Here is a 19,678-nt window from a genome sequence, read left to right on the forward strand (position 1 = left end):
TCTTCATGCGCGTCTCGCACGTCGCGCTTGATGATTTTCGATCATGGTGCCACGTCGTCATTGAATTACCGGCTGGTCCCACGGTCTTTCTTGGCGCCAACGGTCAGGGGAAAACAAACCTCATTGAGGCTATCGCTTACCTGTCGACATTTTCTTCGCACAGGGTGTCTGCGGAGTCCTCGCTGGTTCGTATTCCGTTAGATGTCGAGGAGCGCCCGCCGGCTGGAGCGTTTGTCCGCGTGAAGACAGCCTTGGAAGACGATCGCTCCCAGGTTCTTGAGCTTGAGATCGTGCGTGGCAAGGCAAATCGGGCGCGAATTAATCGCACGAACGTGAAGCCGAAAGACATTCTGGGTCTCGTTCGTACGGTTGTCTTTGCACCCGAGGACTTGCAGATTGTTCGTGGAGATCCCAGCGTACGCAGGGCATTTCTTGATGATATTGCGGTTCAGATTCACCCCCTGTATTCGCAGACGAAGTCTGATTTTGACAGAGTGGCGCGCCAGCGGGCTGCGTTGATGAAGCAGGCGCAGGTGGCATTGCGACGGGGTCGCATCCCAGATATTTCAACGCTGTCTGTGTGGGATGAGCGGTTCGCTGAATTGTCCAGCCAGGTCACGGCAATGCGAGCATCTCTTGTTCGTCGATTGTCTGATCCCGTGGCAACGGCATATGACGATGTTGCCGATTCTCCTCGCCACTTGGTTTTGGCGATGGATGCGTCAATCGACCGAAAAATCGGGACGAATCCGGACGATCCGACAAGCGCCGACTTGGAGAATGTTGAGGCGCAGACTCAGCGTCTGTTGGCCGCCTTAGAACGTATTCAGGATCAAGAGATGGAGCGGGGAGTGAACCTTGTGGGTGCTCACCGTGATGATCTGTCATTGTGTCTTGGACATATGCCTGTGAAGGGCTTTGCGTCCCACGGCGAATCCTGGTCGGTGGGGTTGGCTCTGCGTCTTGGAGCTTTTGATCTTCTGGCTGATGACGGTGAAACCCCGATTCTGATCCTCGACGATGTGTTCGCCGAACTTGATACGAAACGGCGAGCTGGACTCACCACGCGTATGGATAAAGCGGATCAGGTGCTAATCACCGCTGCTGTTGAGGGCGATATTCCTCCCGAATTGGATGCACACGTTGTGAAAGTGGCGTGGTCGGTCGACAACGGCTCGGAAGTCCAAGAATGAACGAGCCCGAAGAAGACTTCCTGGCAGCGGCCTTGGCGCGTGCTCAGATGGATGCGCGCGCACGAGGTTTCACGCGTTCACCCGTGCCCACGTTCGTCATGCAAGGAGTGAAAGGTCCGACTCCGGGGGCACTTGTTGGCGCGAATGAAGATTGCGCGGTGGATATGTCTCGTGGTCAGGCAGATCTATCAGCCGAATCTGATTTCAGCGACAAGATGGCTGAAGCCGGCGACTTGAGTGGCATTGTTCAGGCTCAGCGCCATCGCCCAGAGGTGTGGGTAAAGACACCGGGCATGGCGGCCATGCATCGCTCGTATCATCGGTCTGGGCGTATTGATTCGATCCTGAGTTCGTTTGTGAAGGATAACAGCTGGTCGAATCAGATCCAGATTGCGTCGGTGTCGAATCGCTGGCCCGAGATTGTTGGTCCGAATATTGCCGAGCACACGCACATTGAAAGCTTCGAAGGCAAGAAGATTGTTGTGCGCTGTACGTCAACGGCGTGGGCGAAACAGCTGCAGTTATTGCTCCCCAGAATTCTGCGTCGCATCAGCGAGGTTGTCGGTAGTGGCGTGGTGGAACAGGTTGTGGTTTTGGGGCCGGTGGCGCCTTCGTGGAAGAAAGGTCCGCTGTCGGTACGAGGCCGGGGTCCGCGCGATACATACGGCTGATTGGGGCCGGATCAGGTGACGATGATGCGACCGGAAAATACACGTGTTTTTTATGGTGTGCGCGTCGATGGTTGTCTGTTTCTTATCACGGTGAGGGTGTGACTGGTCACATACCTATATTCGCAGGTCAGAAGATATTTCATTGCCTTTGTCACGGCGTGAGTTTCCCCGGTTTTATGGTCATTTTTGGTAGAATTAATGCGTTAAATCGTTGGGTTTTTCAGGCCCAGCTTGTATGAGGGGAGCCGCGTGGCTGACAACGAAAAGACGACAGGCGGGGCTGAAGGCTACGGTGCTTCAGACATCACCGTTCTGGAGGGGCTTGAGGCGGTTCGTAAGCGTCCAGGTATGTATATCGGTTCAACCGGTGAGCGCGGTCTGCACCACCTGGTCTACGAGGTCGTCGATAATTCTGTTGACGAAGCTCTAGCTGGATATGCGGATCACATCGAAGTAACAATTCTTGCCGATGGTGGTCTTCGCGTCGAAGATAACGGTCGAGGTATTCCCGTTGATATTCACCCGACCGAAGGTAAGCCCACGGTTGAGGTTGTCATGACCATCCTGCACGCCGGTGGCAAATTCGGCGGTGGCGGATACGCGGTGTCCGGTGGTCTTCACGGCGTCGGTATTTCGGTTGTGAACGCGCTGTCGACCCGCGTCGACACGATTGTCCGTCGTCAGGGGTATGCATGGCGGATGTCCTTTGCCAACGGCGGTACGCCGATCACGAAGCTTGAACGTGGCGAAGAAACCACCGAGACGGGCACAACACAGACGTTCTACCCGGATCCAAATATCTTTGAAACCACCGAGTTCTCCTTCGAGACCCTGCGTCAGCGCTTCCAGCAGATGGCCTTCTTGAACAAGGGTCTGCGTATTTCGCTGACCGATGAGCGCCCCACCGCTGTTGATGAGGGCGACGAGATCACCGGCGATGAAATGGGTCCCGCAGACGATCCGGTTCCCGGTCACCGTCAGGTCACCTACATGTACGAACACGGTCTACGTGACTACGTCGAATACCTGGATTCGGCGAAGAAGATCGAAACGATCAACAATGACATCATCGACTTCGAATCGGAAAACGATGAAGGCACGATGAGTGTCGAGATTGCGATGCAGTGGACCACAGCCTACTCGTCCAGCGTCCACACTTTCGCGAATACGATTAACACGACCGAAGGCGGTATGCACGAAGAAGGCTTCCGCACGGCGCTGACGACCATTGTGAACCGCTACGGTCGCGATAAGGGAATCATCAAAGAGAAGGATGACAATCTGACCGGCGATGACGTCCGCGAAGGACTGACAGCCGTCATTTCGATCAAGCTGACCGAACCGCAGTTCGAAGGCCAGACGAAGACGAAGCTCGGCAACACCGAGGCACGTACCTTCGTTCAGCAGCAGGTATATTCCCAGCTCACCGACTGGTTCGATGCTCACCCCGCAGACGCGAAGGCGATCATTAACAAGGGTCAGCAGGCGCAGCAGGCACGCGTCGCAGCCCGCAAGGCTCGCGAAGCTACCCGCCGTAAGGGTGTCCTTGAATCAGCGTCCATGCCGGGCAAGCTTCGTGACTGCTCCTCGCGCAAGGCTGAAGAGTGCGAAATCTTCATCGTCGAGGGCGACTCCGCAGGTGGTTCCGCCGTTGGTGGTCGCGACCCCGAACACCAGGCGATCCTGCCGATCCGAGGCAAGATCTTGAACGTTGAAAAGGCTCGCCTCGATCGCGCGCTGTCCTCTGACACGATCCGCTCACTCATCACAGCGTTCGGTACCGGTATCGGTGAAGACTTTGATCTTGAAAAGCTCCGCTACGGCAAGATCGTTATCATGGCCGACGCCGACGTCGACGGTCAGCACATCGCAACCCTGCTTCTCACTCTGCTGTTCCGCTACATGCGACCGCTGATCGAACAGGGCCACACCTATATCGCAATGCCTCCGCTCTACCGCATCAAGTGGACGAACGCCGAGCACGAATTCGCTTACTCAGATAAGGAACGTGACAAGCTCCTCGCAGCGGGTCAGGCAGCTAATCACCGCCTGCCCAAGGAAGGTGGTATCCAGCGTTACAAGGGTCTGGGCGAAATGAACGACCACGAGCTCTGGGAAACCACCATGGACCCGGCTCACCGTATCCTCAAGAAGGTCACCCTCGATGAGGCCGCCGACGCCGATGAGATCTTCACGATCCTCATGGGCGACGACGTCGATCTTCGTCGTTCCTTCATCCAGCGCAACGCCTCTGACGTGCGCTTCCTCGATATCTGATCTAACAGTCACGCACCGGCCGCAGGCCGGCCTCGTCAATAAAACTTAAGGAAAAACGTGAGCGACGAGCTAAACAACACAACCGACGCGGCTGTCGACTACGACCGTGTCCTGCCGGTTGACCTGCAGGTAGAAATGCAGCGCTCCTACCTCGACTACGCGATGAGCGTTATCGTCGGTCGAGCCCTCCCCGACGTGCGTGACGGCCTCAAGCCTGTTCACCGTCGCGTGCTCTACGCGATGTACGACGGCGGATACCGACCCACTTCCTCCTTCTCCAAGTCGTCCCGCGTCGTCGGCGACGTCATGGGTAACTACCACCCGCACGGCGATGCCGCGATCTACGATGCGCTGGCACGTCTGGTGCAGTGGTGGTCGTTGCGCTATCCGCTGGTTGCCGGTCAGGGTAACTTCGGTACGCCGGGTAACCTTGGCCCCGCAGCACCCCGTTACACCGAATGTAAGATGGCGCCTTTGGCGATGGAAATGGTCTGCGATATCGATGAAGAATCCGTCGATTTTCAGGACAACTACGATGGCAAGAACCAAGAGCCGACCATTCTGCCGTCCCGCTTCCCGAATTTGTTGGTCAACGGCTCCGAAGGTATCGCGGTCGGTATGGCGACCCGCATCCCGCCGCACAACCTGCGAGAAGTTGCCGACGGTATCCAGTGGGCGCTCGAGAACACTGAAGCATCCCGCGAGGAACTGCTTGAGGCTCTGATTCAGCGCATCCCCGGCCCGGACTTCCCGACCGGCGCTACGATCCTCGGACGCAAGGGCATCGAAGACGCTTACCGAACTGGTCGCGGTTCCATCACCCAGCGTGCAGTCGTCAACGTTGAGGAAATTCAGGGACGCCAGTGCCTGGTTGTCACCGAGCTTCCCTACCAGGTGAACCCCGACAATCTTGCCGACAAGATCGCTCAGCTGGTTCGTGACGGCCAGATCCAGGGTATTGCGGATATCCGTGACGAAACCTCGGGTCGTACCGGCCAGCGCCTCGTCATCGTCTTGAAGCGTGACGCGGTCGCCAAGGTCGTTCTCAACAACCTGTACAAGCGCACTCCGTTGCAGGAAAACTTCAGCGCCAACATGCTGGCGATCGTCGACGGTGTCCCGCGTACGCTCAGCCTGGACGGCTTCGTTCGTCACTGGATCACGCACCAGATTTCCGTCATCGTGCGTCGCACCCAGTTCCGTCTGCGCAAGGCTCAGGAACGCCTCCATATCTTGGAGGGCTACCTCAAGGCACTCGACGCTCTCGACGAGGTCATCGCGCTCATCCGTCGTTCGCCGACTGTCGACGAAGCACGTAAGGGCCTCATGGACTTGCTCGGTGTGGACGAGGTTCAGGCAGACGCGATCCTCGCCCTGCAGCTGCGTCGTCTGGCTGCTCTGGAACGCCAGAAGATTATGGACGAGCATGCCGAACTGACCGCGCGCGTCACCGATCTGCAGGACATCCTCGATACGCCGGCGCGTCAGCGTTCCATCATCTCGAGTGAACTGCAGAAAATTGTCGACAAGTACGGCGATGATCGTCGCACGCGCATCGTAGCCTTCGACGGAGAAATGTCGATGGAAGACCTCATTCCCGAAGAAGACGTGGTCGTCACCATCACCCGCGAAGGTTTTGCTAAGCGTACGCGCACCGACAACTACCGTTCGCAAAAGCGCGGTGGCAAGGGTGTTCGTGGCACGCAATTGCGCGGAGATGATGTTGTTGAGCACTTCTTCGTCACGACCACGCACCACTGGCTGCTGTTCTTTACGAACCTCGGCCGCGTGTACCGTGCGAAGGCATACGAGATCCCCGAAGGCGGTCGCGATGCCAAGGGCCAGCACGTTGCAAACCTGCTGGCATTCCAGCCGGAGGAACACATCGCGCAGGTCCTCGCCATCCGCGACTACGAGGTCGCCGACTACCTTGTCTTGGCAACCAAGTCCGGTTTGGTGAAGAAGACTCCGCTGAAGCTCTACGAGTCCTCACGTACCGGTGGCATCATCGGCATCAACTTGCGTGAAGATGAGGCCGGTAACCCGGATGAGCTCGTGTCCGCACAGGTCATTAACGCTGATCAGGACCTGATCCTGGTCTCGCGTGATGGCCAGGCAGTCCGCTTCGCCGCCACCGACGAGCAGCTCCGCCCGATGGGTCGCTCCACGGCGGGCGTTCGTGGCATGAGATTCCGCGGTGACGACGAACTGCTGTCCATGGAGGTTCCGCGCGAGGGCGCTGATCTGCTGATCGTCACTGACTCCGGTTATGCGAAGCGCACTCCGGTTGAGGAATACCCAACGAAGTCCCGTGGCACGTTGGGTGTCCGCGTTGGCAAGCTCGTTGATGAACGCGGTGGCCTTGTTGGTGCACTTGTGGTCAATCCGGATGAAGACGTCATGGTCATCACCGAATCCGGCAAGCTGGTCCAAGTGAACGCCTCGGACGTTCGCCCAACGGCACGCAACACGATGGGCGTTATTTTCGCTCGCCCGGACGAGGACGACCGCATCATCGCGATCACTCCGAACCCGGAGCGCGATATTGATAATGAAGATGGCGAATCTGAATCTCAGGACTCCGATAGCTTGGGTGATGAAACGCCGACAAACTCTTCGAATGCTGACGAAAGCGCTGATAACACTGTAGCGTCAGAGCAAGAGTCCACCCAGGAAGGTAATGACGAATGAGCGACGCGCACGGCATGTATTCCATCAATGACACGCCTCGTCGAGTTGATATCGCTATCGCGCGAGTCGATGCGTGGACGGTAATGAAGGTGAGCTTCCTTCTTTCCGTCGCATTCGGCATTGCCATGGTGATTGCAACCGCTGTCTTGTGGTTCATGGTTGACGGTATGCATGTCTTTTCCACCATCGAAGACTTCATGAAGACCATCGGTGGTGAAAAGTTCATCCCGTTCCTTGACTATCTGCGTCTTCCCAAGGTTCTGTCCTACGCCACCATTGCCGGTGTCGCGAATGTTGTTCTGTTGACCGCCATCTCAACCCTTGGCGCCATGCTGTACAACCTCATCGCGTCCCTGGTGGGTGGCGTGAAGATCTCCTTGATGGACGAATAATCGTGTGGTGCGCTACATCACGCCATTCAATTTGAAGTTGGACGGTGGGTGTGCGTAACATAATCGAGTGCTCTTCGGGGTACAAGGTTGGGCCTATAGCTCAGTAGGTTAGAGCGCAGTCCTGATAAGACTGAGGTCGATGGTTCGAGCCCATCTAGGCCCACGTTCCGCAATCGCAAGAAAGGCGGAGATCCAATGAAGAAATGGATCACAGCACTCAGTGCGGTGGCTACGGCTGTTGCAGCGGGTATTGTTGTGCGACAGATTCTCGAAGATCTCTCCGACAATGTAGAGTTGTGGAAATCCGTGACGGACAATCCTTTCCAGGATTGATGTCATTGGGGCTATGGCGCAATTGGTAGCGCACCTGCTTTGCAAGCAGGGGGTTACGGGTTCGAGTCCCGTTAGCTCCACACATACCCCGGTACATTTCGGTGCCGGGGTTTTTCGTTTGTTGCCGCTGATTTGGGCGCGCACGGGCGTGGCACATACATGTTTGACTAAGCGGACTGGTCAGAGTTTCCGCGCAGTTCAATGGTCGTACTTGTGGCCGACAGAGCCTGAATCAGCAGGTAAAGGAACACTGCGACAGCAAGAAAGAACGCGCCGATAATGACATAGCCATGAGCGCAGATACGGTAGGTGTCAGCTGCGGCGACCTCGGTTGAAAATGTTGTTGCAATCAGGATGACGACCCAGCCTGAGAAGAACGCGACAAGCCACCGTAACACCAGAGACATCGGTGTCTCCTTTCATCCGGGATAGTCCCAGTATGGCCGTGACATGGTTCACTGTCTAGCGTGTGTGGACGCTGTGGCGGCTCAATAAAAGACCTCCCAAGATCAGCGCGGTACCTGATCCCATCAGCGCTCCACCAATGATGTCTGTTGTCCAGTGCGCGGCCAGGTAAATGCGTGTTGTGGCCACAAGCGCCACTAATGAGATCGCGAGCGCCCAGATCAGGCAGGCGTAGCCTCGTCGATTCCATGAAAGGCGGGAGTCTGCGATACCGACATTGATCAGGGATAGTCCCCATGCATGTAACGCAAGCAGAGCAGCACTGATAGCGAGGGCGGAGGCGGCGGTGGTGTGACCGGATGGGAAAGAATGGGAGAGTTCGACGACGAGGCGCTCTGGGATCGGTGGGCGGACTCGTTCGATACCAAGCTTGACCAGCGACGTTGCAACCGCTGACACCGCCATCACTAGAGGAATAAACAGCCCGAAGCGCCACGACTTTGAGACTGCCCAGATCAATAGTCCGATGACGACCGCTTCGATCACGGAAACGGTCGGGGAGAAAAGGTGGGTCACCGCTTTCATGAACGCGGTCAACGCATCGATGCGGATCGTGAGCACCCAGTTCAGAACCGCCTGATCAAAGTTCGCAACAGATTTCAGGTGAATGAACAGGCCCAGGATGATTGCGCCGAGAATCGCCCAGTTGCCGACAATAATCCGCGTCCAGCCGATCAAGCCAACTGAGTGGACAAGGTCGCGGAGCTCGGGGTGGATGTGGTCGGTGTGGGTGTGGTGAAAGTTCACATTATCGTCCCGTCGACATAGACCCACCGGCCACCGCGCTTGGTGAAGGTGGAGCGTTCGTGCAGGCGGTTGTGGCCTCGTGCGTGGGTGAAGTCGGCGATGAACTCGACGATGCCGTCCTGGTCATTTTCGGTTCCCGTGACGGTGTCGACGATGGTGAGCCCGTTCCATGTTATTTGCGGGTCAATGTATGGGGGAGTGGGGCGTGTGCGCGGATGCCACGAGCGGAAAAGATGGTTTTCGTTGCCCAGCACGAAGGCGGAGTAGCGCGAACGCATGAGCGCTTCGGCGGTGGGTGCCGGCTCGCCGTCAAGGATCGGGGAGCAACACGCGCGAAATGCGATGGAAGAACCGCAGGTGCACGGGTCAGTGGGTGCGAGGCCCTGCGCGGATGCTACGCCTTTACGTGGCACGTCAGAAAACGTCATACGAATCAGCCTACCCGGGCAGATTTTACGAGGAGCGAACAGGACAGGGGTGTGCCCGTCGCTGTTTTCACCACTATACGAGGGCGACCACACTGGTCTCACCCCACGCCAGCAAGAGGGCGGTAGCGGAGGCCCTCTGTTGACGGTAAGCGAAGAATCAGTGCGCCAGCATCACGCCGATGAAGCCAGTCAGAGCAACAATGACAGTCGTCGAGGTAGCAAGAATGAACGGCTTCGGGCCAACGGACGCAAAATCACGCAGCTTCACGGACGTGCCCAGTGCGAACATCGCCGAGGCGAGTAGCGCCGTCTGAATAATCTTCAGAACCGCAAGCCACGACGCGGGCACAATCCCGGTCCACCGCACGAAGACCATGACGATGAATCCGAAGACAAACAGTGGCATCAGAGGCGGAAGTTTGCCACCCTCGGAACCCATACCGGGGATCTGAGCTCCCGACGCCATCTTCTGACGCCTCCAGATGCTGATCGTCGCCATAACGGGAGCGAGCATCAGCACGCGAGCAAGCTTCACAACAACCGCACCAGACAGTGCCTCGCCACCTCCCAACGCACCGCCAATCGCGACAACCTGGGCAACCTCGTGTGTGGCTGCGCCACCCCACAAGCCAGTGGTTAGCGGATCCAAACCGAACAGCGTGCCGAGAATCGGGATCAACGGAATCAGCAGCGTGCCAAAAATGACGACCTGCGCAATAGCGGTGACAACCTCTTCGCGATCCTGAGCTTCAATAACGCCATCAACCGCGGCAACAGCGGCCGCACCGCAGATCGAGAAACCGCACGCGATCAGCAGTGTCTGCGTGATCGATAGGTGCAGAGCTCGCCCCACAAGAAGCGTCGACACAATACCCAAGACGATAACCGCAACAACAACACCGATCATCCCAGCGCCCAGTGCCACGATATCGGCTACCACCAGCTGTAGGCCCAATAGCACAACGCCAGCACGCAACAGACGCTTGGAAGTGAAAACCAGACCGGGATCCAGGACCGCGGGTAGCTGTGCGATATTCCGCAGAAAAACACCCAGAATGATCGCCACCAGCATTACCGACAGCGCCGGCACAAAATGGTTGATGAGCAATGCCAGTCCGACCGCAACGAAAGACAGTGCGATGCCGGGCAACATACGCATCAACGAGGCGGACCGGCCAGACTGAGTCGCCGTGGCTGGCGCAGGGGTCGGAGCAGATGATGATGAAACTGAAGCTGGGCTCATACAGATAACTGTATGAGCCCAGCCGAGCAGATTAGGAGATGAATGCCCGTTTTTACCTTGATGTGCGCTGTTGCACGCGCTCACACATCACGGATAGATGATCAGTCGCTCTTCGATGCCAACCAACGCTCGGCATCAAGGGCCGCGCGGCAACCGGAACCGGCAGCCGTAATCGCCTGACGGTAGGTGTGATCGACGGCGTCGCCACAGGCGAAGACACCTGTTGCAGAGGTGCGCGTTGATGGTTCGTCGACCACGATGTAGCCGGCGTCGTCCAGTGCGACGTCCGTAGCGAGGAACGACGTGCGTGGCAGGTGACCAATCGCCACGAACACACCATTGACATCAAGGTCGGACAGCGTGCCATCAACGGTGCTCTTCAAACGCAGGCCCGTGACCTCGTCGGTACCCAGGACCTCGTCGACGGTCGAATTCCACACGAACTCAATCTTCGGGTTTGACTTCGCACGGTCAGCCATCGCCTTCGAAGCGCGAAGCTCATCGCGACGGTGCACGACGTACACCTTGGAGGCGAAGTTCGTCAGGAAGGTTGCTTCTTCCATTGCCGAGTCGCCACCACCGATAACGGCCAGCACACGATCCTTGAAGAAGAAGCCGTCGCAGGTCGCGCAGTAGGAAACACCGCGACCCGACAGCGAATCCTCGCCCGGAACATTCATGTGACGGTACTCAGACCCGGTCGCCAGAATAACAGCCTTCGCGTACAACAGTTCGTCGTCGACGGCCACAACCTTCACATCACCCGACAGGTTCACCGCGGTGACATCCTCGTAGCGAACGTCCGCGCCGAACTTTTCTGCTTGCTCACGCATGTTATCCATGAGCTCGGGCCCCTGAATACCTTCGGGGAAACCGGGGAAGTTCTCAACCTCAGTCGTCGTCATCAGAGCGCCACCGGCAGCGAGAGCTCCAGCGATCACGATTGGCTTCAGGCCGGCGCGAGCCGTGTAAATCGCAGCCGTGTAACCGGCAGGACCAGAACCAACGACGATGACATCGTGAATGGTCGCATCTGCGGGAACCTCACCAGACGGGCGGGTTGACGGTGTGGTCGAAACGGTCTCGACCTCGGCATCAACCGTGTTCACGGCCAGCAGGTCAGACGTCACTGTAAATTCCATCATTACCTTTCGAAAAGATCGCCAAAAGTGTCAGGCTTCAGGCACCTATTGACCCTCATCAGCCAATAGTGTGCTTTGCGGAAATCGCTACTGAACGCTGAGTTCGCTCACCCATGCCCAGTTGTCACCGTCGACCGAAGTCGGCATGGTCGCGAAGGACAGAGCAATCTGCGACGTGGTGACGGGTTCAGGAAGGGTGATCTCCGTTGTAGGACTCAACGCCCCGCGAGCCAATTCTGTTCCTCTCCGAGGAGCATCGGCATCCGTGACGTTGCGCACGACCAGTTCACCACCGGACGTGGACGGATCCATGTTCAGCGTGATCTGAGAAACCGTTGCTTCTGCAGAGAGCTTGATAATGATGGTGACAGTGTTGTCGTCAGTGAAAGAATTCGTGTCGTAGTAGCGAGAGTGCCACGTGGTTGCTGGGTCGCCGTCAATCATGTTGACCGCAGTATCCGGGTGATCGCCGTCATCGTTTGACCAAGACAGAACGGATACGGAAGAAACAAGCGGAGAAGTCGTTCCCTGCATTGCCGATTGGTCGTCGGATTGGATGTGGTTTGCCGATTGTGCGTCTGCGAGCGACTGCGCCAAGTCAGGCGAGCCAACGGGTTTCAGCAGACCCACCGTGCCGAAGATCGCAGCGAGAATAGTCAAAACAGCCGCGAAAACAAGAGTCGGCTTCGTCGGATCAATCAGCCCTCGCTCACGCTGAGGCTGGTCCTCTTCACCCGCGGAGGCCACAAGAGCCAGATGGTCTGTGGGACGCTCAACAATCGGGCCGGGGAAGGAAGTCGTCACATCGGCCTCGGGTGCCAGTGGCATGTCAACGGGTGCCACCAGCGGGGGAATGCCCGTGGAGTGCTTCGATGTGACAGTCTTGTCAGCCTTTTCGGCTTCGTTGTTTTCCTCATTGACGAGGCTGCCTTCATCGTCGTTCCCCCGATCTTCTTCAGGGGCGGAAGGCATGGATGAATTATCTTCATCGGATTCGTCCTGAGCGCCTTGGTCGAGGTCGCCGTCTTCGCCAGACTCAACAACGTCATCTGTCGCTTCAGGTGTTTTCGAAGCGGACAACTTTGCTTTGATCGTGGCGATCAGGCCAGCAAAACCCGTGAGCGCCACGCCGCTTTCAGTATCAGATTCTTCATTTTCTGATTCGTCAGAACTATCGTCGCTCGACTCACGGTCTTCTACGTCAGTGTCGTCTTCAGCGTCCTTATCCTGTTCGGATTCAGCATCGTCGGCGCCATCAGAGACATCATCGATTTCTTCGACGCGCTCCTCATCCTGATCAATGCTTTCCGGTTGCTCGCCTAGGAGAGGTTCTTCAGGCTCATCGATAACGACCACATCATCAAACTCGGGTGAATCCGCATCGTCATCGTGGCTTTCATCAAGCTGGGTGTCTGAAGAGTCGACCACGGCCTCGTCCCCATCTTCCACTTCAGAATCATCAGACTCAGGGTCTGCCAGAATCTCGTCGAACGAGGGGAGAGCGGCGGCCAGCGCAATAGCAATCTCACGTTCGGCTTCGCTCAACTCAGGGTTGGGCGACGCAAGAGTGGGTGAGTTTTCAGACGACGTACCGTCCGACAATTCATCGTGATCGGGCTTGCCGTCCGTGCTCATGGGGATCCTCCGTTGAAAAAGTACGAAACTCAATCCATTATCGTTGAAGAAGTCGATTTCGGCTGTATTGGCGTGGCAAGGATGCGCCGCAAAACCAGTGGAACTCGCAACCTTTGAAGTAGCGGAGTGATTGTGCGCGCGCTTGTCGACGGCGAAATCAGCTTCAGAACAACCATGTACACAATCGACGCGACCAGTGAAACCATGATCAGCTTCAACGAAGCGCCACCAAAACGAAGCAGGGTCGATGAAGTCTGGGTCTGCGCTCCCACCAGCTTTAATGCGCCGAATGAAGACAGCGCCGCCAGCACGGCAGAAACCACAAACGCGCTGTAGGAACGCAAAAGCAAGGCACGATCCACGTAGGAATTACGACGCGACACCCACGCCACCGCAATCACGCCCTGGACAATGCGACACGACGTTTCACCAAGAGCAGCGGCAACAACCCACCACTTGGCACCCGTCATCGCATACATTCCCCACCCGACGATGACCTGAAGAATGGTCGGACCAATACCCATCAAGAACACTGGTTTAACGTCTTCATAAGCGAAGAAAACACGTTGACTCATCAAGACCATGCCCGTTGAGGCCACACCCGGCATTAAAGCAACAAGGACCCAGGCATACGCGGTGATCACTTCCTGGTTCGTCTTTGAGTACAGAACCATCTGCATCATTGGCACCGAACCAGCCATCAGGATCGCAGCCGCCAGCAGAGTCAGGGACGTAATCGTTTGGACGCCCAGGTGGTAGCTCGCTGCCACGGAACGATCATCATCATCGGCGACCGCCCGCGCCATTTGAGTGAAGATCGCTGTTGTCAGCGACACCGTGATCAGCGACTGCGGAACCATGAAAATCATGAAAGCGGTTGCGTAGGCGTTAATACCGACGAGCACACCGTCATGCGTCTTCGCGTACGCATCGGCCAAAGCGGCCAAGTTATTCGTCGACAGGACACCAATCTGGCTGACCCCCAGCGTCGCAAACGTCCATCCGGCCACCTTCGACGTGGAGCCAAATGACGTGCCTCGGAAATGGAAGTCAGGCTTGAAATGAACGCCCGATCGTTTCATCGGGATGAACAAGACAAGCGCCTGAGCAATCACGCCCAGCGTCGCCGACCCACCCAGTAGCCAGAATTGTGTCGCGGAAAGATCCTCGACATTGATGCGCCCTTCGGTGCCACCCCACAAAAAGAGGAATGCACCCAAACCGGCGATACCAACAACGTTATTCACCACCGGCGCCCACATGTAGGGGCCGAATACGCCACGCGCATTCAGTAGCTCACCCAGCAGGTTGTACAGGCCGTAGAAGAACAGCTGCGGTAAACAGAGCAAAGCGAAAAGAATCGCCAACGTGCGAGTTTGAGCATCGTAGCCGGCCGCCGTGATCACGACCAACAGCGGAGCGGCAATCATCGCCACGATCGTCACGATAAACAGAAGCGTCCCAGCAAGAGTGAGCAGACGATTCACATAGGTTTGACCATCATGCTTCCGCTTCAGTGCTCCAACGATCTGTGGAACAAGAACCGCATCAAAAACGCCGGACGCCAAAAGATTAAAGACTGTATTCGGCAAAGTATTCGCCGTTTGGAAGGCTGCAGATACGCCACCGCCGGCTGCTCCAATCGCAGCAAGAAGCATTGCCGAACGAACAAACCCAAGGATTCGCGACACCATCGTGCCCGACGCCATGATCGCGCTGGCCCTCAGGATGGATCGGCTCCGAGGCTCCTGAGGCGCTTCAACCGAAGAGTTCGACTCGGTCATTTGTTCTCCTCTTCTTCGCGCCCAGCACGGCGCTTGCGTACCGACCTGACTAGGCCGATCACAAACAGAAGACCAAAAGCAATCGCAACCGTAATAGTAAAAGCATCTTCCCAGCCGGCACGCATACGAACAAGAACATTATCCGAAATGGTAAGAAGCGTGCCGTCGGCAGTATTGATTTGGTAGGTGACTTCAATATCGCCCGAACCGATGGCATTCACGGGAACGTTGACCGCGGTGACCGTTTGCGCAGGAATGGTTGTGATCGCGGACTGGCGAACCTTCAGCCTGGGATCGGATGGGTTGATCGTGACCGTCACATTCACATCCCACGCCAAATCATTACGAACACGGATCGGAAAATCCGCGGACTTGTTAATCAGATTCACCGTGTCTGAAGGCACCAGTGACACCAGAGAGCGGAGGTGCGACACCTTCGCGCTGAACTGGGATGCGCGCGTCACCTGCTCATCGGCGCTGATCGACGCACTCACCGTCGGCAAAATATCGTCGTGGAGAGTCGCGTTGACCGCCTTCGGGTCAGACGTTGAATCCGCAAAAGACTTCAGTTGTGCCAGTGCATCGCCAAGCGTTGTTAACGCTGCGCTTGTTTCAGCCGACAGCTGACCGGGTCCAACAACGAAACGCTCAACGTCAGTCACCTGCGACGACGCGATCTGGCTAAACGACGTGGGCTCAACCCACCGCTGTTGGAGCAAAGAATTCAGACGCTGAACAAGCGAAGCAGACGGGGTCAATGTGCGCGACGCCGTCACCTCAACCGTTCGAGACACACTGGGACGCTCACGCGTAATAATCGCAGACACGCCAGCAAGTGCCTGGTCAACATCAAGAGCGTCCGAGCTGGTCGACACTTCCCAACCCAGCAGATCGTTCAACGTCTTATTCGTTGAAAGAACAGTCGCCGTCGAATCCGTCGCCCCCTGCGTGGACGTTTCACCCGTCGAATAATTCACTTCAACGGGAGCAAGGGACGTAAACGACACCTCGGGGTCCGGATCCAACGCACCGCCCGGAGCGATCGTCACCTTATCGGAAGCCAAGGCCAGCCCGGTCGTACTGAACGTTTCAGCTTTCGGCCACTCCACATTCTTCACAATCGTTGCATTCGCGTGGGTTTTTGACGCCTTCTGCGCAGCACTTTCGTTCGAGGACTGAGAATGTGAACCGTTTGGCTTACTGTGCGACGCCAAATCATCCCGGGTTTGGGTAGCCCCCGACTGGTCAGAGCTCTGCGATGTCGCGCTCTGCGGGTTGGATTCGGCTAAGTCGGTAGACGCGGCCTCGTACCCCTTAATCGCGACGCCGGTTGCGCTCCACCCAGCTGCTTCCACCGACGTCGGGAAGGATTTGATCGACGCGGACATCAGCGCAGACAGCTGATCGTTTGCCGCCAACGCAACCACGCCGGGATCGGCATCCCCCGTGGGAAGCGCGATGATTTCACGTTCAGCCACCAATAGCTTCGATGCGAACAATCCGTCAGCATCCGCCTTCGAAGTCGACGTGTCACGAGTTGGACGAGGAATCACCGTCGAATCAAGAGCCAGCGTCGTACCCGGGATCTGAGCAATCTCAGTTATCGCCGAACGCTCTTTCACGGTATTGCTTGAATTCGACGCGGTCCACGGAACAACAGCGTTCACCCGTGTGGGCTGGACTTCCTGGCCGGAATCCCAAATAAAAATCGTACGATCCGCGCCACTGCGATCCCCCGACAGCACGTCGACGCCGAGGGCTCGCGGACCCCACTCATAGGACGAATACAGGTCGAGGCGATCAACTGGAATATGAACCTCGAAGGGGATGGTCTGCCCGCCGGGAATGTCCGTGCTGGTTTCTTCGTAGCTGATCAGACGCCCAGGACGCGTCGACGCATCCAAAGAATCAGCGAGTTCACGAATACTATCGGCCGGATCAAAGGCCATCGAGACCATCAGCAAAGGGGCGGAAAGCGCTTCATCACCGGTGTTCGTGATTGTGCCCGAAACAACCAGCTCGCTTTCGTTCGTCAGAATCTTCGGGCTGAGCTGGTCGATCGACACGGTCAAGCCGTTCGATGATTGCGATTTGGCAAACAGGTCCGGGACAGTTGCCTGCGTTCCACCTGCCGTTTCATCGCCGAACGAGGCCGGTGCGACCACACTGCTTTCAACCATGGCAAGGCCGGCAAGGGTGGCGGTTGCTAGGGCGACGCTTCGGATACTCGTGGCGAAGAGCCGACGGGCGAAAAGTCCGTGCCTCATCTATTGCCCCTGATAGAGAAGATCAAGGGCCAGAGAAACGATGCGACGCTCATTCGGGTAAGCGAGCTGGTGAGGAAGATCTTTCAAACGAACCCATGCGGCAGCTTCCGCTTCATGATCAGGGTCATTTTCAACCGTGATTTCGCCCGAAACGTACTGCATCAGGTAGTGGTGAACGACCTTATGAACCCGGCGTTCATTGCCTGAGAACCAGTAGTCGATGCTGGTCAGGTGAGTCAGAATCTGGCCGTGGATACCGGTCTCTTCCGCTACTTCACGAAGAGCTGCCTGCTCGGCCGTTTCCCCGGGTTCAATGTGCCCCTTCGGAAGACACCATTCGATGCGACCCGAACGATTCCTTCTGGCAATCAACGCGGCGTAGGGAATTCCATCCACAACGTCAATGACGATGCCACCGGCCGACGTTTCGGATGAAACGGGAAGATGCGATGTTGACGAATGAAGCTGGCGCGTATGACGAATCGGGGGTCGTGGGACCCCCTGTCTGTGATTCGTCGGACGCATAGGCATACGTCCACTTTAGTTGTCCGATGGCAACGTTTTGTGACAGACCGCCCTTGTGTGCAGACTCGTCACCAGATTCACGCGCTTCTTAATGGCAGTTTCCCGCCAAAACGTGGCACGCTTAGGGGTGATGAGTGAAAAGACGACACTTTCGAATCAGCCTAACTCGCGCCCTCACGCACGTGTATATGCGGATATCTCTGCTCGCGATATTCCATCGCTGATGGTGAATGCTCGAAATGCCTTCGCCAATTTGCCATCGGAGATTCTTGAGCTTGGACGCGTTTTTGAAGATGCAGGAGAAGAGATCGCCCTAGTCGGCGGTCCGGTTCGCGATGCCTTTCTGGGTGTGGACCCGCATGATTTTGACCTGACAACGTCTGCGCGCCCAGATAAGACCGAAGAACTTCTGGCCATGTGGGGCGACGGCGTATGGGATATCGGCAAGGAATTCGGAACGATCGGTGGACGCCGTAAGAATGTGGTCGTCGAGGTCACCACGTATCGTACGGATTCGTACGAGGTCGGTTCACGCAAACCAGAAGTTGCCTTTGGGGACACTCTGGAAGGCGACCTGACCCGTCGTGACTTCACCGTGAATGCGATGGCGATGCGTCTGCCGTCCATGACGCTTGTTGACCCGCACAACGGTTTGGAAGACCTCGCGGCCTCGCGCCTGCGTACGCCGGTGACAGCTGAGCAGTCCTTTGATGATGACCCGCTCCGCATCATGCGCGCTGCGCGTTTCAGCGCTCAACTAGGTATCGACGTTGACATGGATGTCATGGATGCGATGGAAATAATGGCGTCCCGTCTTGAAATCGTGTCAGCAGAACGAATTTGCGCCGAACTGCAACGTCTGATCATTTCTCACTGGCCTAGGCGTGGCCTCGAATTGATGGTTCACACGGGAGTTGCCAAGATTGTCCTGCCGGAACTCGCCGCGCTGGTGGAAACTGTGGATGAGCACAACCGCCACAAGGACGTCTACGAGCACACTCTGACCGTCCTCGACCAGGCGATCGCGTTGGAGACCGGCCCGGATGGTCCAGTGCCCGGCCCCGACTTCATCCTCCGATTCGCGGCGTTGATGCACGATGTGGGCAAGCCCGATACGCGCGTTTTCGAGAAGAACGGGACCGTCTCGTTCCACCATCACGAAATCGTGGGTGCGAAGATGACGCGTAAGCGTATGCGCGCTCTGAAGTTCGACAAGGCGACAACCCAGGCGGTTGAAAAGCTCGTGTCTCTTCACCTGCGTTTCCACGGGTACGGGGAAGTAGCCTGGAGCGATTCGGCAGTTCGTCGCTATGTTACTGACGCGGGTGACCAGCTTGAACGTCTTCATCGTCTGACTCGCGCTGACTGCACAACGCGTAATCGTCGTAAGGCAATGATGCTGTCAAGCGCCTACGACGATCTGGAAAACCGTATCGTTGCTCTGCGCGAGCAGGAAGAGTTGGACGCGATCCGCCCGGACTTGGATGGTGACCAGATTATGGAAATCCTGGGATTGCGTCCGTCACGTGCGGTCAAGCTCGCGCGCGACTATCTGATGGAGTTGCGTCTGGAGAACGGCCCGATGGGTGAAGAGGCGGCAAAGGCAGCTTTGCTCGACTGGTGGTCTTCGGAAGAAATCCGCGAGATTGCAGCGGAATATCAGGCTCAGCAGGCGCACTGGGAGTCGCTTGTTGCGCAAAAGCGAGCAAAGAAAGCTGCTGCGAAAGCGAAGCGACAATCTGAGTTGGCAGATGAGACAGTGCCAACATCAGCGGATTAAGTTTCGCCCTAGTTGCTGTTTGAGTGTGCGAACTACGAGGTCTTAACTGCATCTCTTCACTGTGCAACCTCGGCCCAAAAGCTCAGGGATTCCATCTTCCATGTG

Annotated in this window: 16 protein-coding genes and 2 tRNA genes; 9 read left to right on the forward strand and 9 right to left on the reverse strand. The window is 56.9% G+C overall.

The annotated features are described in order from the left end of the window. Nucleotides 1-5: 5 nt before the first annotated feature. The 8 genes from recF to HMPREF9241_RS01945 all read left to right on the forward strand — a co-directional run bounded on the left by recF (nucleotide 6) and on the right by HMPREF9241_RS01945 (nucleotide 7,637). Nucleotides 6-1,193: a DNA replication/repair protein RecF gene (gene recF, locus HMPREF9241_RS01915; protein ID WP_006680596.1), complete on the forward strand. Its 1,188-nt coding sequence runs from the start codon at nucleotides 6-8 to the stop codon at nucleotides 1,191-1,193. Then, nucleotides 1,190-1,864, forward strand: coding sequence for a DciA family protein (locus HMPREF9241_RS01920; RefSeq protein ID WP_006680597.1), 675 nt, complete (start codon nucleotides 1,190-1,192; stop codon nucleotides 1,862-1,864). The genes recF and HMPREF9241_RS01920 overlap by 4 nt, the downstream gene beginning before the upstream one ends. A gap of 249 nt (nucleotides 1,865-2,113) precedes the next feature. Next, nucleotides 2,114-4,141: a DNA topoisomerase (ATP-hydrolyzing) subunit B gene (gene gyrB, locus HMPREF9241_RS01925; protein ID WP_006680598.1), complete on the forward strand. Its 2,028-nt coding sequence runs from the start codon at nucleotides 2,114-2,116 to the stop codon at nucleotides 4,139-4,141. 57 nt (nucleotides 4,142-4,198) lie between these two features. Next, on the forward strand, nucleotides 4,199-6,832 hold the full coding sequence (gene gyrA / locus HMPREF9241_RS01930; RefSeq protein WP_006680599.1) for a DNA gyrase subunit A: 2,634 nt from the start codon (nucleotides 4,199-4,201) through the stop codon (nucleotides 6,830-6,832). Then, complete coding sequence (locus HMPREF9241_RS01935) at nucleotides 6,829-7,224, forward strand: DUF3566 domain-containing protein (RefSeq protein WP_006680600.1); 396 nt, start codon at nucleotides 6,829-6,831, stop codon at nucleotides 7,222-7,224. The genes gyrA and HMPREF9241_RS01935 overlap by 4 nt, the downstream gene beginning before the upstream one ends. 89 nt (nucleotides 7,225-7,313) lie before the next feature. Beyond that, nucleotides 7,314-7,387 (forward strand) — tRNA-Ile (locus tag HMPREF9241_RS01940). Nucleotides 7,388-7,419: 32 nt separating this feature from the next. Then, nucleotides 7,420-7,557: a DLW-39 family protein gene (locus tag HMPREF9241_RS09370; RefSeq protein ID WP_006680601.1), complete on the forward strand. Its 138-nt coding sequence runs from the start codon at nucleotides 7,420-7,422 to the stop codon at nucleotides 7,555-7,557. Between the two features lie 7 nt (nucleotides 7,558-7,564). Further along, a tRNA-Ala gene (locus tag HMPREF9241_RS01945) sits at nucleotides 7,565-7,637 on the forward strand. A gap of 87 nt (nucleotides 7,638-7,724) precedes the next feature. Here HMPREF9241_RS01945 and HMPREF9241_RS01950 read toward each other — a convergent pair. The 9 genes from HMPREF9241_RS01950 to HMPREF9241_RS01990 all read right to left on the reverse strand — a co-directional run bounded on the left by HMPREF9241_RS01950 (nucleotide 7,725) and on the right by HMPREF9241_RS01990 (nucleotide 17,793). After that, nucleotides 7,725-7,964, reverse strand: a complete 240-nt coding sequence (locus HMPREF9241_RS01950; RefSeq protein ID WP_006680602.1) for a hypothetical protein — start codon at nucleotides 7,962-7,964, stop codon at nucleotides 7,725-7,727. A 55-nt stretch (nucleotides 7,965-8,019) separates the two neighbouring features. Next, nucleotides 8,020-8,769: a phosphatase PAP2 family protein gene (locus HMPREF9241_RS01955; RefSeq protein ID WP_006680603.1), complete on the reverse strand. Its 750-nt coding sequence runs from the start codon at nucleotides 8,767-8,769 to the stop codon at nucleotides 8,020-8,022. Next, a complete protein-coding gene (locus HMPREF9241_RS01960; RefSeq protein ID WP_006680604.1) occupies nucleotides 8,766-9,197 on the reverse strand; it encodes a YchJ family protein in 432 nt (143 codons plus the stop codon). The genes HMPREF9241_RS01955 and HMPREF9241_RS01960 overlap by 4 nt, the downstream gene beginning before the upstream one ends. A 157-nt stretch (nucleotides 9,198-9,354) precedes the next feature. Next, entirely contained in the window at nucleotides 9,355-10,440 is a 1,086-nt protein-coding gene (locus HMPREF9241_RS01965) for a YeiH family protein (protein WP_040318349.1), read from the reverse strand. Nucleotides 10,441-10,541: 101 nt separating this feature from the next. Further along, nucleotides 10,542-11,582: a thioredoxin-disulfide reductase gene (trxB, locus tag HMPREF9241_RS01970; protein WP_006680606.1), complete on the reverse strand. Its 1,041-nt coding sequence runs from the start codon at nucleotides 11,580-11,582 to the stop codon at nucleotides 10,542-10,544. Nucleotides 11,583-11,669: 87 nt separating this feature from the next. Next, entirely contained in the window at nucleotides 11,670-13,217 is a 1,548-nt protein-coding gene (locus HMPREF9241_RS01975; RefSeq protein WP_006680607.1) for a midas domain-containing protein, read from the reverse strand. Between the two features lie 29 nt (nucleotides 13,218-13,246). Further along, complete coding sequence (gene murJ, locus HMPREF9241_RS01980) at nucleotides 13,247-15,001, reverse strand: murein biosynthesis integral membrane protein MurJ (RefSeq protein WP_006680608.1); 1,755 nt, start codon at nucleotides 14,999-15,001, stop codon at nucleotides 13,247-13,249. Then, complete coding sequence (locus HMPREF9241_RS01985; RefSeq protein WP_006680609.1) at nucleotides 14,998-17,268, reverse strand: DUF6049 family protein; 2,271 nt, start codon at nucleotides 17,266-17,268, stop codon at nucleotides 14,998-15,000. Before HMPREF9241_RS01985 ends, murJ begins: the two co-directional genes overlap by 4 nt. Continuing rightward, complete coding sequence (locus HMPREF9241_RS01990; RefSeq protein ID WP_006680610.1) at nucleotides 17,269-17,793, reverse strand: NUDIX hydrolase; 525 nt, start codon at nucleotides 17,791-17,793, stop codon at nucleotides 17,269-17,271. Between the two features lie 223 nt (nucleotides 17,794-18,016). Between HMPREF9241_RS01990 and HMPREF9241_RS01995 the strand changes: the two genes are divergently transcribed. Beyond that, complete coding sequence (locus tag HMPREF9241_RS01995) at nucleotides 18,017-19,573, forward strand: CCA tRNA nucleotidyltransferase (RefSeq protein WP_050998782.1); 1,557 nt, start codon at nucleotides 18,017-18,019, stop codon at nucleotides 19,571-19,573. Nucleotides 19,574-19,678: the final 105 nt, after the last annotated feature.

The organism is Schaalia turicensis ACS-279-V-Col4 (assembly GCF_000296505.1).
GTDB lineage: Bacteria > Actinomycetota > Actinomycetes > Actinomycetales > Actinomycetaceae > Pauljensenia > Pauljensenia turicensis_A.

Excerpts from the sequence above, each read along its gene's own strand:
- recF (WP_006680596.1), top strand. The coding sequence starts at position 6 with ATGCGCGTCTCGCACGTCGCGCTTGATGATTTTCGATCATGGTGCCAC.
- HMPREF9241_RS01920 (WP_006680597.1), top strand. The coding sequence starts at position 1,190 with ATGAACGAGCCCGAAGAAGACTTCCTGGCAGCGGCCTTGGCGCGTGCT.
- HMPREF9241_RS01935 (WP_006680600.1), top strand. The coding sequence starts at position 6,829 with ATGAGCGACGCGCACGGCATGTATTCCATCAATGACACGCCTCGTCGA.
- HMPREF9241_RS09370 (WP_006680601.1), top strand. The coding sequence starts at position 7,420 with ATGAAGAAATGGATCACAGCACTCAGTGCGGTGGCTACGGCTGTTGCA.
- HMPREF9241_RS01950 (WP_006680602.1), bottom strand. The coding sequence starts at position 7,964 with ATGTCTCTGGTGTTACGGTGGCTTGTCGCGTTCTTCTCAGGCTGGGTC.
- HMPREF9241_RS01960 (WP_006680604.1), bottom strand. The coding sequence starts at position 9,197 with ATGACGTTTTCTGACGTGCCACGTAAAGGCGTAGCATCCGCGCAGGGC.
- HMPREF9241_RS01965 (WP_040318349.1), bottom strand. The coding sequence starts at position 10,440 with ATGAGCCCAGCTTCAGTTTCATCATCATCTGCTCCGACCCCTGCGCCA.
- trxB (WP_006680606.1), bottom strand. The coding sequence starts at position 11,582 with ATGGAATTTACAGTGACGTCTGACCTGCTGGCCGTGAACACGGTTGAT.
- HMPREF9241_RS01975 (WP_006680607.1), bottom strand. The coding sequence starts at position 13,217 with ATGAGCACGGACGGCAAGCCCGATCACGATGAATTGTCGGACGGTACG.
- murJ (WP_006680608.1), bottom strand. The coding sequence starts at position 15,001 with ATGACCGAGTCGAACTCTTCGGTTGAAGCGCCTCAGGAGCCTCGGAGC.
- HMPREF9241_RS01985 (WP_006680609.1), bottom strand. The coding sequence starts at position 17,268 with ATGAGGCACGGACTTTTCGCCCGTCGGCTCTTCGCCACGAGTATCCGA.
- HMPREF9241_RS01990 (WP_006680610.1), bottom strand. The coding sequence starts at position 17,793 with ATGCGTCCGACGAATCACAGACAGGGGGTCCCACGACCCCCGATTCGT.
- HMPREF9241_RS01995 (WP_050998782.1), top strand. The coding sequence starts at position 18,017 with ATGGTGAATGCTCGAAATGCCTTCGCCAATTTGCCATCGGAGATTCTT.